Below are 13,880 nucleotides of genomic sequence, written 5' to 3' on the forward strand. Positions count from 1 at the left end.
TGGTGATCGGAAAGGCCGCCCCGGAAATGGCAGCCTTTCCGGGCGGATCAGCGGGAGGCGATTACTCCGCAGGCGACACGCTTGCCGGAATTGCCGGCCGGCTGCGACTTGTAGTCGTCGGGATCGGCATGAATGACGATGCTGCGCCCCAGTACGCCCGTCGCCCCACTCAGACTCAGGCCGTCGATTTCAGCCGAGATACTGGCCTCGCCATTGGCGTTGGCGACCAGGTTGGGCATATCGCCGCCGTGATGCTCAGGACTAGCATGATGGCCATGCGCCTTGCCGGCCGGATTGAAATGCCCCTTGGCCGTACTGGCGTCGGGCGCGCTGCAGTCGCCGGCCTCATGGATATGGAAGCCATGCTCGCCCGGCGTCAGGCCGGCCACTTGGGCATCGACCCGCAGACGCCCGTTCGTTTCACTGAAGCTGACCTTGCCGCTCACCGCGCTGCCCGAACGCGCCTGCAGATCGGCGCTGGCCATGGGCCCCGCCGCCGGCGTGGCGCAAGCCCCGAGCAGCACGGCCGACAATGCAGTCAAGGCCAAACCGGCATGTGTTTTTTTCATGTTCTTCTCCTACCTGAATTGAATTGTGTGAACGATAGCCCCTCTCGGGCAATTGAACGGACAGGACAAAAGCATGAACGTTCAAACGGTCATGCAGATTGTTTATAACAAATCGAGATAACAAGATGATCACTGGTTCTTAATTGAGCATTAAGCTCTTGCTACAATGCTGACATTCGACAATCCCAGCGGATTACCCAGCAATGAATCAACGCTCTACCCTCTCCCATCTGGACTGGCTCGAAGCCGAAGCCATCCACATCATGCGTGAAGTGGCCGGTCAGTGTTCCAATCCGGTCCTGCTCTTCTCCGGCGGCAAGGACTCCATCTGCATGCTGCGTATTGCCGAAAAGGCTTTCCGCCCGGGCAAGTTCCCCTTCCCGCTGATGCACATCGACACCGGCCACAACTATCAGGAAGTCGTCGCCTTCCGCGACAAGCGCGCTGCCGAACTAGGCGAGCGCCTGATCGTGCGCTCGGTCGAGGACTCGATGAAGCGCGGCACCGTGGTGCTCAAACACGAAGGCGAATCGCGCAACAAGCACCAGTCGGTGACCCTGCTCGAAGCCATCGAGGAATTCGGCTTCGACTGTTGCATCGGCGGCGCCCGCCGCGACGAGGAAAAGGCCCGCGCCAAGGAACGCATCATGAGCTTCCGCGACGAGTTCGGCCAATGGGACCCGAAGAACCAGCGCCCGGAACTGTGGAACCTGTACAACGCGCGCAGCCACAAGGGCGAGAACATCCGCGCCTTCCCCATCTCCAACTGGACGGAAATGGACGTCTGGCAATACATCGAGCGCGAAGGCCTCGAACTGCCGTCGATCTACTTCGCCCACAAGCGCCCGGTGGTCATCCGCCAGGGCGCCATCGTGCCGGTCAACGTGCCGCTGGTTTCCGGCGAGCTGACCAATGTTGCCAAGCCGGGTGAAGAGATCATCGACCTGCAGGTCCGTTTCCGCACCGTCGGCGACATTTCCTGCACCGCCCCGGTTGAGTCCGATGCCGACGACGTCGCCAAGATCGTTCTCGAAACCGCCACCACCACCATCACCGAGCGCGGCGCTACTCGTCTGGACGACCAGACCAGCGAAGCCTCCATGGAACAACGCAAGAAAGAGGGTTACTTCTGATGTCCGCCCAAGTTGAAGATCACGGCCTGCTGCGCTTTCTGACCTGCGGCAGCGTCGACGACGGCAAGAGCACGCTGATCGGCCGCCTGCTGTTCGACACCAAGACCATCCTCGCCGACACGCTGTCCGCCATCGAACGCACCTCCCAGAAGCGCGGCATGGGCGCTGTCGACCTGTCGCTGCTCACCGACGGCCTGCAGGCCGAGCGCGAACAGGGCATCACCATCGACGTCGCCTACCGCTACTTTTCGACCGGCACGCGCAAGTACATCATCGCCGATGCCCCGGGCCACGAGCAGTACACCCGCAACATGGTCACCGCCGCCTCGACCGCCAACCTGGCCATCATCCTGATCGACGCACGCAAGGGCGTGCTGACCCAGACCCGCCGCCACTCCAAGCTGGCGGCATTGGTCGGCATCCCGCATCTGGTCGTCGCCATCAACAAGATGGACCTCGTCGACTATTCGCAGGAAACCTACGAGAAGATCAAGGCCGACTACCTCGACTTCGCCGCCAAGGTCGGCATCGAAGACATCCGCTTCCTGCCGATGTCGGCACTGAACGGCGACATGATCGTCGACCGCGGCGAATCGCTGAACTGGTACGACGGCCCGACCCTGCTCGACATCCTCGAAGCCGCTCCGGCCGCCCACACCGAGCACACCGAGAAGTTCCGCTTCCCGGTCCAGTACGTCTGCCGCCCGCAGGATTCGGCCAATCCGGACCTGCACGACTACCGCGGCTTCATGGGCCGCGTCGAGTCTGGCGCTATCAAGGTCGGCGACAAGGTCACCGTGCTGCCGAACGGTCTCGAATCGACCGTCAAGGCCGTGCAACTGGGCGGTGTGGACATCGGCACTGCCTTCACCGAGCAGTCGGTCACCCTGCTGCTGGCCGATGAAATCGACACCTCGCGCGGCGACATGATCGTCAAGTCGGACGAGGCACCGGCCGCCGTCAAGGAAATCCGCGCCACCGTCTGCTGGATGTCGGAAACTCCGCTCGACCGCGCCCGCACCTACCTGATCCGCCACACGACGCGCGACTCGAAGGCCAAGCTGACCGGCATCGACCACCGTCTCGACGTCAATACGCTGGAAAAAGTGCCGGCTGACAAGCTGGCGATGAACGACATTGCCGAAGTGAGCTTCAAGCTGGCCCAGCCCCTGTTTGTCGATCCTTACCTGGAAAACCGCGGCACCGGCGCTTTCATCGTCATCGACGAGAGCAACAACAATACGGTCGGCGCCGGGATGATCCTGTAAGGCAGGAATTTCCGGCTCCGCACATCAAAACGCCTCCCGACCGGAGGCGTTTTCATTTTCCGTCGAAAGATTTGCGCACACTGCGCGCCAGTTCGAGCAATGTCGGCTTCGCCTTGAGATTGATGCGCTCGCAATGCTCGAGATTGACATCGAACATCAGGCGCTTGTTTTCCAAGGCCAGCGCAATCCCCACCGACTGCAACGCCCCCCTTTCGGTGACCGTCAGGGTCGGCTGATTGCCTAGTATCGATCTGATTTTCGGCAGATTGACCACCTCGCCGGTCCCGACGTAAAGGATGTCGCACAGGCGGATCGGCGTCGGCGTGTTCAGCCGGGCGATGACCATGCGTTGCCCGTTGACGCGCCGCTCGTCGTAGCCCTGCAGCGCGGCGCCGACCTCATCGTCGCCGAGTACGCAGATGTGGAAATTGGCTCGCTTCGATTCCGGCCACTCGAAGAGATGCGCGAAGTTGTACAGGTAGGCAGCTTTCATGTCGGGCTCGGCCACCACCTGGGCATAGGCTGCCTGGCTGATCCAGAACAAGAACAGAGCGAGAAGGGCGCGCATGGTCGGGCTCACAGATCGTAATTGAGCTGCAGCCAGTAGGTGCGGCCATCCATGCGCAGGCTGTCGATGCCGGTACCCGGGGCCCAGGTAAAGGGCGACACGACTTCGTAATCCCGGTCGAACAGGTTGCGGATGCTGAATGATGCCGACAGGCCATGCCAGTTCCGCTCGCTGGAGAAGGTCAGGTTGGCCAGCGCCACGCCGCCCAGCCGGCGCCGCTCGGCGGTCAGCCGCGAACCGACGTACTGGGCTTCCAGACCGGCCCGCACCCAATCGCCGGGCAATGGCGCGGTAAGCTGAAACTTGCCCAGCACATTGGGCGAATTCACGGCATCCTGGCCATTGGTGTCGGACGAGTTCTGCCAGGCGCCGCTGCTGCGGGCACGCACCCCGTTATCCCAGCGTGCCTCGAATTCGAGCTCCAGGCCGCGCGACAGGCTGTTGCCGACCGGTGCGTAGTGCCCCAGGCCATCGACATACACCTGCTGCTTGCTGCGCCGGTATTCATAGAGCGACCCGGTCAGCCGCATGCGGCGATCCAGATCGTGCTGGACGACGAATTCCTTGGCCGCAACGTACTCGGGTACCGCATCCGAGCCGTAGAACGAGCGATCGTCGGCATTGGGCATGCGGAAAGCTTCACTATAGGAAGCCTTAAGCGTGGTACGGAAATCCGGCTGGTAGATCAGCGCCAGGCGTGGACTCCAGTTGGCTTCGAGATCGTTTGCCTTGTCGTAGCGAGCACCGACATTGATCCGCCAGCGTTCATCGAAACGGTATTCGTCGGCCAGGTAAACGCTGTTCGTGCTGCGCGCGTACGCTTGCTTGACGCTGCCGGCGCTGTTGATGCTCCCATCGGGATAGAAATAGGCACGGCTCAGGTACTGGCTGTAATCATTGCGATATTCCATGCCGAGCATCAGCGAATGGTTGGCAAACCACTTGCCGACGAATTTCTGATCGACGCCCCACCAGTCCGCCCCGTGCTTCCGCTGGGCGAAAGGCGTCGGATCGTCGATGACCCGGTGGCCTTCGTGCGCGTAATGGCCGTAGTAAAAACGCGATGCGGAATACAGATACAGGCCGAGATCCGTTTCGTAACCAGCATTCAGGTAGCTGTTCTCGTCGTCGATGGTAAAAGGCGTGTTGAAGACCGAGTACTGGGTCGCTTTGGTCGGCACCGTTTTGTTGCGGTCGACATAACCGGCTTCGACAGTCAGGCCGTCGTAGGAAAACTTGCCGAAAAAGCGCTTGTTACGCTCGTCGTCGATGCCGTTCGCCCAGCCGTGGTTGGTGATCGGCGTGTCGTAGGCCGGGAAGTAGAGGTTCTGCCCCTGCGAAGTCAGCGCCGAAGCCGAGAGCAGCAGATCGGCACCATTGTCGAAACGCTTGCCGAAGGTCGCGCGTTGCCGGTAGGTGTCGTAGCTGCCCGCTTCGCCGGACAGTTGCAGGGTGTTGAAGTTGCCGCCCTTGCGGGTGACGATGTTGATGATGCCGAGCATGGCATTGTTGCCATAGGTCACCGAACCGGTGCCTGGCACGTATTCGACGCGCTCGACCAAGGCGAGATCAATCAGGCCGGATTCGTCGATATAGGCCTGGTTGAACACGCTGTCCTGCGTCACATAGCCGTCGATGAGGACCATGATGCGGCCGGTATAGTCGCCTGGCGCCCCGAAACCGCGGCCGCCCATGTACTGATAGCGCCGGTCGGAAGTGGTGTACAGGCCCCGCATGCTGCCGATCACGTCGGCGATCGTCCGGTAGCCATAGGCACGGATATCGGCGGCGGTCACGATGGCGACGGCCGACGGCGAATCGCTGATCTGGCGCACCAGTTCCGAGCCGGAAACGACTTCCCGCTGAACCAGTTGATCGAAGGGCACCGCGGCCAGGTCGGCACCGCCGGCGTGCGCCGTCCCCCCCAGCAGTGCGGCGAGGCAGAAGACCCATGGCCGCAGGCGTTTAGTCGATATAGGGACGGGCGAAACAGAAAAGCGCATGGCTGAAATTCGCGGACACCTGCCGACAGCTGCCTGTCGCGCCGCAGGAAATGTCAAAAGGATAGATTCTGCCAGCCTTATTGACTGCCGTTAATCCCAAAAGCGAAAAGAGTCGCAAAATCGTGAATCCCCAGGCAGTTGTAACTGCAATGACGACCTCACGCGACAATGGCAAAATAGCATTTTTCCCGTTTTTCGGTCATTTCCGCACCGAACAGCGCAAATCCCTGCTTTACCCTGCCGCCATCCAGCCCTCGCTCCGGTTTCCCTCGATGAACAAAATCAAAAGATTGCCCCTCGCCCTTGGTCTGGCCGCCGTGATCGGCGGTTTCTGGTACTGGAGCGGCAAAAAGCCATCGGCCACCACCGCGAGCACGGCGAGCACGCCGGTGTCGGTGGTCGTGGCCCGGGCCCAGAGCGGCGAGATGCCGGTATTCCTGAATGTCGTCGGCCGGGCCGAGGCTTACGAAGGTGTCACCATCAAATCGCGGCTGGACGGCCAGATCCTGAGCGTCAATTTCACCGAAGGGCAGGCCGTCAAACAGGGCGACCTGCTGGTCCGGCTCGATCCGGGCGATTTCAACGCCCGCGTGGCGCAGGCCGAAGCGGTGGTGGCCAAGGATCAGGCCCAACTCGCCAAGGCGCAAGCCGACCAAGTCCGCTACCTGGGCCTGAAGGCGCGCGGCTTCGTGTCCGACGAAAAGGTCAATGAAGTGCGCACCACCGAAGTCGCTGCCGCCGCCACCCTGAAGGCTGACCACGCGGCGCTCGAACTGGCCCGTCTGCAACTGTCCTACACCGCCATCCGCGCCCCCTTCTCCGGCGTCGTCGGCGCCCGACTTGTCTTTCCCGGTTCGACCGTCAAGATCAACGACACCGCCCTCGCCGTGGTCAATCGCGTCGATCCGCTCTACGTCAGCTTTGCGGTGCCGGAGCGCCACCTGCAGCGCCTGCGCGACGCGGTCAGCAAGGGGCCGATGAATGTCCAGATCGCCGTGCCCGGCGACAACAGCGCCAGCTTCGCGGGCAAGGCCAGGTTCATCGACAACGCGGTCGATACGACCACCGGCACCATCCAGATGAAGGCGCTGCTCGACAACAAGAGGGGCAAATTGACCCCCGGCCAGTTCCTGAATGTCAGCATGGTGCTCACTACAGTCAGCAATGCCGTCCTGGTGCCCAACGAGGCGATCCAGCAGGGCACCGACGGCAATTTCCTCTACGTCGTGAAGGCCGACAATACGGTCGAAGTCCGCAAGCTCGACATCATCGCCAGCTACCAGGGCAAGACGGCCATCGCCAAGGGCGTCACCATCGACGAAACGGTGGTCACCGACGGCCAGCTGCGCCTGACCCCGGGCGCCACCGTCCAGGCCGGCAACGGCGAAGCCCAGCCGGCGACGTCCGCTGCACCGGCCAAGTAAGGGACACGCATGACCCTGCCCGAACTGTGCATCCGCCGGCCGGTGATGACCACCCTGATGATGGTGGCGCTCCTCATTTTCGGCATCATCGGCTATCGCGCCCTGCCCGTCTCCGAACTGCCGGCGGTTGATTTCCCGACCATCTCGGTCACCGCCAACCTGCCCGGCGCCTCGCCGGAAACCATGGCGGCGGCCGTCGCTACGCCGCTCGAAGGACAGTTCTCGACCATCGCCGGCCTGGATTCCATGACCTCGACCAGCGCCCAGGGCTCGACCACCATCACGCTGCAGTTCGCCCTCGACCGCAACATCGATGCCGCCGCACAGGACGTCCAGTCGTCCATCGCCGCCGCCCTGCGCAAGCTGCCGCCCAACATGCCGACGCCGCCGTCGTTTCGCAAGGTCAATCCGGCCGATTCGCCCATTTTCTACATCGCGATGTCGTCGCCGACCCTGCCCCTGTCGCTGGTCCATGAATACGCCGAAACCCAGCTCGCCCAGCGCTTGTCGACCGTTCCCGGCGTCGCTCAGGTGCAGATCTACGGCTCGCAGAAATTTGCCGTCCGTGTCCAGGCCAACCCGGACCAGCTAGCGGCGCGCGGCGTCGGCATCGACGAACTTCAGCAGGCCATCGCCCAAGGCAACGTCAACCAGCCGGTCGGCCAGCTCGACGGCAGCCGCCAGACCTTCGCGCTGAAGGACAACGGCCAGTTGAACAACGCCGCTGCCTACCGACCACTCATCGTTACCTGGCGTAACGGCGCACCAGTCCGCCTGGAAGACGTGGCGACGCCGATCGACAGCGTCGAGAACACCCGCATCGCCAGCTGGAACGTAGACAAGCGCGCCATCGTGCTCGCCGTCCAGCGCCAGCCGGGCGCCAACACCATCGAGACCGTCGATTCCATCAAGCGCATCCTGCCGTCCTTCCAGGCCAAGCTGCCAGCCGCTGTGACGATGAAGATCCTGTTCGACCGCAGCACCTCGATCCGCCACGCCATCGACGACGTGCAGTTCACGCTGGTGCTGTCCGGTTTCCTGGTCATCCTGGTCATCCTGCTCTTCCTGCGCAACCTGTCGGCCACCGTCATCCCCAGCCTGGCGCTGCCCATCTCGGTGGTCGGCACCTTCGCCATGATGTCGGTCCTCGGCTACAGCCTGGACAACCTGTCGCTGCTCGCCCTGACCCTGTCGGTCGGCTTCGTCGTCGACGACGCCATCGTCATGCTGGAAAACATCGTCCGCCACGTCGAGGCCGGCGAACCGCCCTTCCAGGCAGCGATCAAGGGGGCGAAGGAAATCGGCTTCACGATCATCTCGATGACCATTTCGCTGATCGCCGTGTTCATTCCGGTGCTCTTCATGCAGGGCATAGTCGGCCGCCTGCTGCACGAATTCGCCGTCACCATCTGCGTCGCCATCCTGGTCTCCGGCTTCGTTTCGCTGACCCTGACGCCGATGCTGTGCAGCCGCTACGTCCGGCATGCCGAACCGGCTGCCCACGGCCGCATTTTCCAGTTGTTCGAGCGCTTCTTCGATGCGCTGCTCTCCGGCTACGAAAAAACACTGAAGATCGCCATTAGCCATCCGCGCCTCATCTTGGCCAGTTTCGCCGCCACGCTGCTGCTCACCGGCCTGCTGTTCACCCAGGTGCCCAAGGATTTCATCCCGAGCGGCGATTCCGGGCAGATCATCGCCTTCACCGAAGGCGCGCAGGATGCGTCCTTCGTCTCGATGGTCGCCCATCAGCGCGCCGTCGCCGACATCGTCGCCCAGGATCCGGACATCGCCTCCTTCATGTCCTCGGTCGGCGCCGGCGGCATCCGGCCGACCGCCAATACCGGCACCGTGTTCATGATCCTCAAGCCGGCCAGCGAGCGCAATTCGACGCCCGACCAGATCATCCAGCGCCTGCGCCCCAAGCTCGCCGAGGTGCCGGGCATCAAGGTGTACATGCAGAACCCGCCGGTTATCCGCATCGGCGGCCAGCTCACCGCGGCGCAGTATCAATACACGCTGCAGGACACCGATCTCAACGAGCTGTACCAGTGGACGGCGACGCTGACCGACAAGATCCGCCTGTTGCCCGGCTTCATCGACGTCACCAACAACCTGAACAACCTGAGCCCGGTGGTCGGCGTCGATATCGACCGCGACAAGCTGTCCGCGCTCGGCCTCAGCTTCGGCCAGGTCGAGGACGCGCTGCAGAGCGCCTTCAGCGCCCGCCAGGTATCGACCATCTACGGCTCGACGGCGCAGTATCAAGTCATCCTCGAAGTCGCCCCCGAGTACCAGGCCGATCCGCAGGCCCTGTCGCGCATCTACGTGCGTGGCAACGGCAAGCTGATCCCGCTCGACACCGTCGCCCATTTCAGCCGCAAGACCCAGGCGCTGACCGTCAATCACCAGGGCCAGTTGCCGTCGGTCACCATCTCCTTCAACCTGCTGCCCGGCGTGTCCCTTGGCGATGCGGTCGATCGCATCAAGGCGCTGGAGCGCGACACCCGCGTCCCCGTTTCGCTGACCACCAGCCTGCAGGGCACCGCCCAGGCCTTCCAGTCCTCGCTGCAGGGCCTCGGCGTACTGCTGCTGGTCGCCGTGCTGGTCGTCTATCTGGTCCTCGGCGTGCTCTACGAGAGCTTCATCCACCCGCTGACCATCTTGTCCGGCCTGCCCTCGGCCGGCCTCGGCGCGCTGATCACCCTCTTTCTGTTCAAGGTCGATCTCAGCCTCTACGCCTTTGTCGGCGTCATCATGCTGATCGGCATCGTCAAGAAAAACGCCATCATGATGATCGACTTCGCTCTCGAGCGGCAGCGCAAGGACGGCATGGCGCCGGGTGAGGCCATCTTCCAGGCCAGCCTGATCCGCTTCCGGCCGATCATGATGACGACCATGGCCGCTCTCGTCGGCACCCTGCCCATCGCGCTCGGCATCGGCGCCGGCGCCGAGGTCCGCCAGCCGCTCGGCCTGGCGGTGGTCGGCGGTCTGATGCTGTCACAGGTGCTGACGCTGTACCTGACCCCGGTCGTCTATGTCTATCTCGACCGTTTCACCGACAAGTCCGGCGATCCGGTCGCTATCGAAGCGGCTGCCAATCCGGTCAACTGAGTTGCCTGGTGCAGCGTTTAAGCTATAACGAAACCATGCACCGGATAATTCTCCCCCTTCTGGCCTGCCTGCTGCTCGCCCAGCCGGCCGCCGCCGAAATCTACAAATGCCGCCTGCCCGGCGGCAAGACTGAGATTTCCAATTCGCCCTGCCCCGGCGGCAGCGGCACGATTGCCGTGCGCCCCGACGAATCGGTCCCCGAAGCTAACCGCCAGCAGGCCGAGCGCGACGTCGAACGCATGCGCACCTACGTCGAGAAACGGGAAAATGCCCAGCGTGCCGACGCCGCGGCCGAACGCCAGGCGCAAAGCCAGCGTCCGGTAACCGCCGCCGCGCCGTCGCGCCACTACGGCGACCCGGATGCCTGCCTGCGCGACCTTGCCACGCGGGCGCTGGAAGCGGCACAGCGGGCGCAACTGGAAGCCGAATGCCGCAGCCTGACCAAGCCACCCGAAGCGCAGGTGCCGGTCTATGTGCCGGTCTACGGCGTTCCCGCCCAAATTCATCCACAACCCGTGCCGCGCCACCCCCATCCACATCCGTCTCCGGCAACCGACCAGGCCTTCACCCCGCCGCCGACGATGGTCATCTGCGCCCCGGGCAAACCGTGCAAACGCTAGCCGGGCAAGGATGAAAGCGCCGGTCGTTATCGCTAGCCGGATTACCTGAACTTGCAAGAAACCCCGCAATAATTGCCAGAAAGCCTTCCGAACAGGCATGAATAAGTCATAAAATACTGCCTGTTCAGGGTGTATTTACGTGCCGGCCAACCGGATGCGACGCAATTAAATGGTCGCCGCAGCACAAGGGGACAAGGTGGGAATACTCGATCAAATCAAGGCCCTGTTCGGGCGCCCCGAAGGCACCGAAGCAGCGACGCCGTCGACGGTCGTAGTGACCGGGATCACGACCGAAGCCATGGTCGAGCGCCGCAAGCGGGCCCGCGTCAATGCCCGGGAAGGTACTCGCGTCCTGATCATCGACGACTCGAAGACCATCGTGGCAGCGCTGCGGAAATTCCTACGCTCGGCCGGCTACGAAACTCTCGAAGCCCTTGATGCCGAATCCGGTCTGCAATTGCTGCATGAGCAAAAACCCGACCTGATCTTTCTCGACATCGTCCTGCCCGGAATGAACGGCTTTGCCGCCTTGCGCGCCATCCGCCGTGACCCGGTGACCCGTGACACGCCGGTGATCATGATGAGCGGTAACGAGCAGGCGATGGAACAGTTCTTCGGCACCCGCATCGGGGCCGACGATTTCATGAAAAAACCGTTCTCGCGCTACGAAATTTTCTTCCGCATCGAGCGCCTGCTCGACGAAAACCTCGTTCCCCGCCGCGCCACCGCACACGCCGAAGCGCGCACTGCCGACCTGAGCAGCGCTGGCTGATCAGGTGGCGGCTCCAGGCCCGGGCCGGGAGCCTGAATACATTCACTCAGCTGTTTCGTGCTGGCTGCCGTCCTTGCTCTGGCTGCCAAGGGTCAGTTCTGTGTTCTCGCTGAGCGCGAAGAAAAAGGCTTCCACCGCCTTGGGATCGCCGGACGCGGCAAAGGTGGTGTGGCCGCACTCGCACTGGCCGACCCAGATGGCATCCAGACCGCGCAGGCCGCGCGTGCTGACCGGGTTGATCTGCGTGACGTCGGCGCTGCAATGGTTGCACACCAGCTTTTCCGGGCGTGTGGCCTCGATCTTGGCTTGTGCCGCGGCAACCCGCTGCGCCAGGGAACCCCGTTGTTTGGCCTGTCCCATACCCCACCTCCGCAATTTTCAAAGGCAAGCAGGATACATGAGTTTGCGTCCAGCCGAAGCAGTCGGGCTCACAGGCCCATGTCGGCAAAACGGTGACAGCGCTTGCCGTCTGCCTTGGCCTGGTACATGGCGAGGTCGGCGCAGCGGATGATGCTGTCAGGCGTATTGGCCAGATCGGCGCGCGGGAACAGGCAAATGCCGATGCTCGCGCTGAGCGCGTGGTGCCCCGGTACTTCGGGAATCGGCTGCTCGATCACGGCAATCAGCTTTTCTGCCAGGTGCGCCGCGCTGTCGCAGGAGCCGATGTCCTGGACGAGCAGGAAGAACTCGTCACCGCCGATGCGCGAAATGGTGTCGGTTTCCCGCATCACCGACTCCAGCCGGCGGGCGACGCAGCGCAGGACGATGTCGCCGTGGTCGTGCCCGAGGCGGTCGTTGATATTCTTGAAGCCGTCGAGATCGACAAAAAAGCCGGCATGGCGCGCCGAATCCCGCCGCGACAGCGCCAGCGCCTGCTGGATGCGGTCGTCGAGCAGGTCACGATTGGGCAGGCCGGTCAGCCGGTCGTGCAGCGAACGATTCAGATGCAGCTGCCGTTCGTCGTCGAGCTGGATTTCGCGCAGGAAGAGCTGCCGGCGGTAGTACTCGGACAGGTAGCCGGCGGCGCCGCCGATCAGGTTGGCCGAGATCATGAAAAAGTTCTGGCTGAGCAGGACGGGTTCCGGAAAGGGACGGAAATGGCCGAACAGCACGTTGTAGAGAACCAGGACCAGGACGTTGATCACCAGGGCATGGAGGAAACGCGTTCCAATCAGGTTGTAGGTGTAGAAGGTCGCCAGCATCATCCCCGGGTAATAGTAGGCGCCGCTTTCGACTGGCATATGCCAAAGCATGGCAATCAGCCCGAGGGCGGCCGCCAGGCCGACCAGGGCGAGCGGCAGCTGATTGTATTTTTCAAACAAGGGCAGGTAGGTGAGGGCCAGCACGCCCGCCGGAACGACCAACGCAGCCACCCGTATGACCCAGACCAGCCCGAGTTGATGCAGGGGAACGAACAGGTGGTCGAGCGCCCCGTAGAGAAAGTAGACGAAGCAGCCGACGACGATGGCTGCCCTGCCCTGCAAGCGTAGACGCGGCAAGATATGGCTCACGAACGCCCGCTCCGTGGCGGCGTCGTGAAAACCGAGCGTCAGCAGGTGCATTTTTCTCATTATCGATGCGCCTCGAACTTTCTCTTGTCGGGTGATCCCGCGTTCATGACGGCGAGATTCGCCAAACAGAATAGAGGCTATGACCCGGGGCGCGGCGGCGGGTTTCCCCAATATCGCAAGCTCCGGCGATGTGGCAATATGCCGGAATGCATGCCTTGCCCCATCTTGCCGCCATCGATTGGCTGGCGCTGGTCGTCTTCTTTGCCTGCTGGGCCGGTTATGCCTGGTATTCCGAACACAGCCAGTGGGGCGTCGGCGGGCTGATCCGCACCAGCCAGCACTATCGGCTGTCCTGGGCCTACCGCATGCTGGAACGCGAAGTGCGCGTCGCCGACTCGACCTTGATCGGCAATCTGGTCACCAGCGTCTCCTTCTACGCCAACACCACCATCTACATCATTGCCGGCCTGGTCGCCGCGCTCGGTGCCTCCGACAAGTTGATCAGCTTTACCGCCGACCTGCCATTCGGCAATACCGGCAATCGCGAACTGCTCGAAATCAAGCTGATGCTGGTCCTCGCCAGCTTCGTCTTCGCCTATTTCAAGTTCACCTGGTCCCTGCGCCAGTTCAACCTGCTATCTATCCTGGTCGGCGCCGCCCCTTTTGGCAAAACCGGCGAGCCGGCCATCGACAGCTACGCCCGGCGCGTCGCCGGCGCCAACAACCTGGCCGGCGACGACTTCAACCGGGGCATCCGCGCCTACTATTTCGGCCTCGCCGCCTCCGGCTGGCTGCTCAACTCGGCCGTGCTCGGCCTGTTGTCTATCGTCGTGCTCATCGTGCTGTTCCGGCGCGACTATCGTTCGCCCGCCCTCCACATCCTGCGCGACCAGCCCTGATC

12 protein-coding genes are annotated in these 13,880 nt (G+C 62.9%); 7 read left to right on the forward strand and 5 right to left on the reverse strand.

Features of this window, described 5'->3' with window-relative positions:
* Window positions 1–47: 47 nt before the first annotated feature.
* The gene (locus tag LZ012_RS14565) at window positions 48–569 is read right to left on the reverse strand and encodes a superoxide dismutase family protein (protein ID WP_275711550.1); all 522 of its coding nucleotides are present in this window, start codon (window positions 567–569) and stop codon (window positions 48–50) included.
* 203 nt (window positions 570–772) lie between these two features.
* On the opposite strand from LZ012_RS14565, the gene cysD reads away from it, so the two are divergent.
* Window positions 773–1,702, forward strand: coding sequence for a sulfate adenylyltransferase subunit CysD (gene cysD, locus LZ012_RS14570; protein WP_275711551.1), 930 nt, complete (start codon window positions 773–775; stop codon window positions 1,700–1,702).
* Entirely contained in the window at window positions 1,702–2,970 is a 1,269-nt protein-coding gene (gene cysN / locus LZ012_RS14575; protein ID WP_275711552.1) for a sulfate adenylyltransferase subunit CysN, read from the forward strand. Before cysD ends, cysN begins: the two co-directional genes overlap by 1 nt.
* Window positions 2,971–3,022: 52 nt before the next feature.
* Here the strand turns inward: cysN and LZ012_RS14580 are convergent, their stop codons facing one another.
* Both LZ012_RS14580 and LZ012_RS14585 read right to left on the reverse strand, forming a co-directional pair.
* Window positions 3,023–3,538 carry a YfiR family protein gene (locus LZ012_RS14580; RefSeq protein WP_275711553.1) on the reverse strand — a complete coding sequence of 172 codons (516 nt, stop codon included), beginning with the start codon at window positions 3,536–3,538 and terminating at the stop codon, window positions 3,023–3,025.
* An 8-nt stretch (window positions 3,539–3,546) separates the two neighbouring features.
* A complete protein-coding gene (locus tag LZ012_RS14585) occupies window positions 3,547–5,541 on the reverse strand; it encodes a TonB-dependent receptor plug domain-containing protein (RefSeq protein WP_275711555.1) in 1,995 nt (664 codons plus the stop codon).
* Between the two features lie 272 nt (window positions 5,542–5,813).
* Here LZ012_RS14585 and LZ012_RS14590 point away from each other — a divergent pair, with 272 nt between their 5' ends.
* The 4 genes from LZ012_RS14590 (at window position 5,814) to LZ012_RS14605 (ending at window position 11,468) form a co-directional block, all read left to right on the forward strand.
* A complete protein-coding gene (locus LZ012_RS14590; protein ID WP_275711556.1) occupies window positions 5,814–6,965 on the forward strand; it encodes an efflux RND transporter periplasmic adaptor subunit in 1,152 nt (383 codons plus the stop codon).
* Between the two features lie 9 nt (window positions 6,966–6,974).
* The gene (locus tag LZ012_RS14595; protein WP_275711557.1) at window positions 6,975–10,076 is read left to right on the forward strand and encodes an efflux RND transporter permease subunit; all 3,102 of its coding nucleotides are present in this window, start codon (window positions 6,975–6,977) and stop codon (window positions 10,074–10,076) included.
* Between the two features lie 8 nt (window positions 10,077–10,084).
* On the forward strand, window positions 10,085–10,696 hold the full coding sequence (locus tag LZ012_RS14600) for a DUF4124 domain-containing protein (RefSeq protein WP_275711558.1): 612 nt from the start codon (window positions 10,085–10,087) through the stop codon (window positions 10,694–10,696).
* A 169-nt stretch (window positions 10,697–10,865) separates the two neighbouring features.
* Window positions 10,866–11,468 (forward strand): response regulator, encoded by a 603-nt coding sequence (locus tag LZ012_RS14605; protein ID WP_275711559.1) that lies wholly within the window; start codon window positions 10,866–10,868, stop codon window positions 11,466–11,468.
* 42 nt (window positions 11,469–11,510) lie between these two features.
* On the opposite strand, the gene LZ012_RS14610 is transcribed toward LZ012_RS14605, so the two are convergent.
* The gene (locus LZ012_RS14610; protein WP_275711560.1) at window positions 11,511–11,828 is read right to left on the reverse strand and encodes a hypothetical protein; all 318 of its coding nucleotides are present in this window, start codon (window positions 11,826–11,828) and stop codon (window positions 11,511–11,513) included.
* A gap of 68 nt (window positions 11,829–11,896) precedes the next feature.
* Window positions 11,897–12,979 (reverse strand): GGDEF domain-containing protein, encoded by a 1,083-nt coding sequence (locus LZ012_RS14615; protein WP_275711561.1) that lies wholly within the window; start codon window positions 12,977–12,979, stop codon window positions 11,897–11,899.
* 206 nt (window positions 12,980–13,185) lie between these two features.
* Between LZ012_RS14615 and LZ012_RS14620 the strand changes: the two genes are divergently transcribed.
* The gene (locus LZ012_RS14620; protein WP_275711562.1) at window positions 13,186–13,878 is read left to right on the forward strand and encodes a DUF599 domain-containing protein; all 693 of its coding nucleotides are present in this window, start codon (window positions 13,186–13,188) and stop codon (window positions 13,876–13,878) included.
* The last annotated feature ends 2 nt before the right edge of the window (window positions 13,879–13,880 follow it).

The organism is Dechloromonas hankyongensis (assembly GCF_022012295.1).
Lineage (GTDB): Bacteria > Pseudomonadota > Gammaproteobacteria > Burkholderiales > Rhodocyclaceae > Azonexus > Azonexus hankyongensis.

Excerpts from the sequence above, each read along its gene's own strand:
- LZ012_RS14565 (WP_275711550.1), bottom strand. The coding sequence starts at position 569 with ATGAAAAAAACACATGCCGGTTTGGCCTTGACTGCATTGTCGGCCGTG.
- cysD (WP_275711551.1), top strand. The coding sequence starts at position 773 with ATGAATCAACGCTCTACCCTCTCCCATCTGGACTGGCTCGAAGCCGAA.
- LZ012_RS14605 (WP_275711559.1), top strand. The coding sequence starts at position 10,866 with ATGGTCGCCGCAGCACAAGGGGACAAGGTGGGAATACTCGATCAAATC.
- LZ012_RS14610 (WP_275711560.1), bottom strand. The coding sequence starts at position 11,828 with ATGGGACAGGCCAAACAACGGGGTTCCCTGGCGCAGCGGGTTGCCGCG.
- LZ012_RS14620 (WP_275711562.1), top strand. The coding sequence starts at position 13,186 with ATGCATGCCTTGCCCCATCTTGCCGCCATCGATTGGCTGGCGCTGGTC.
- cysN (WP_275711552.1), top strand. The coding sequence starts at position 1,702 with ATGTCCGCCCAAGTTGAAGATCACGGCCTGCTGCGCTTTCTGACCTGC.
- LZ012_RS14585 (WP_275711555.1), bottom strand. The coding sequence starts at position 5,541 with ATGCGCTTTTCTGTTTCGCCCGTCCCTATATCGACTAAACGCCTGCGG.
- LZ012_RS14595 (WP_275711557.1), top strand. The coding sequence starts at position 6,975 with ATGACCCTGCCCGAACTGTGCATCCGCCGGCCGGTGATGACCACCCTG.
- LZ012_RS14590 (WP_275711556.1), top strand. The coding sequence starts at position 5,814 with ATGAACAAAATCAAAAGATTGCCCCTCGCCCTTGGTCTGGCCGCCGTG.
- LZ012_RS14580 (WP_275711553.1), bottom strand. The coding sequence starts at position 3,538 with ATGCGCGCCCTTCTCGCTCTGTTCTTGTTCTGGATCAGCCAGGCAGCC.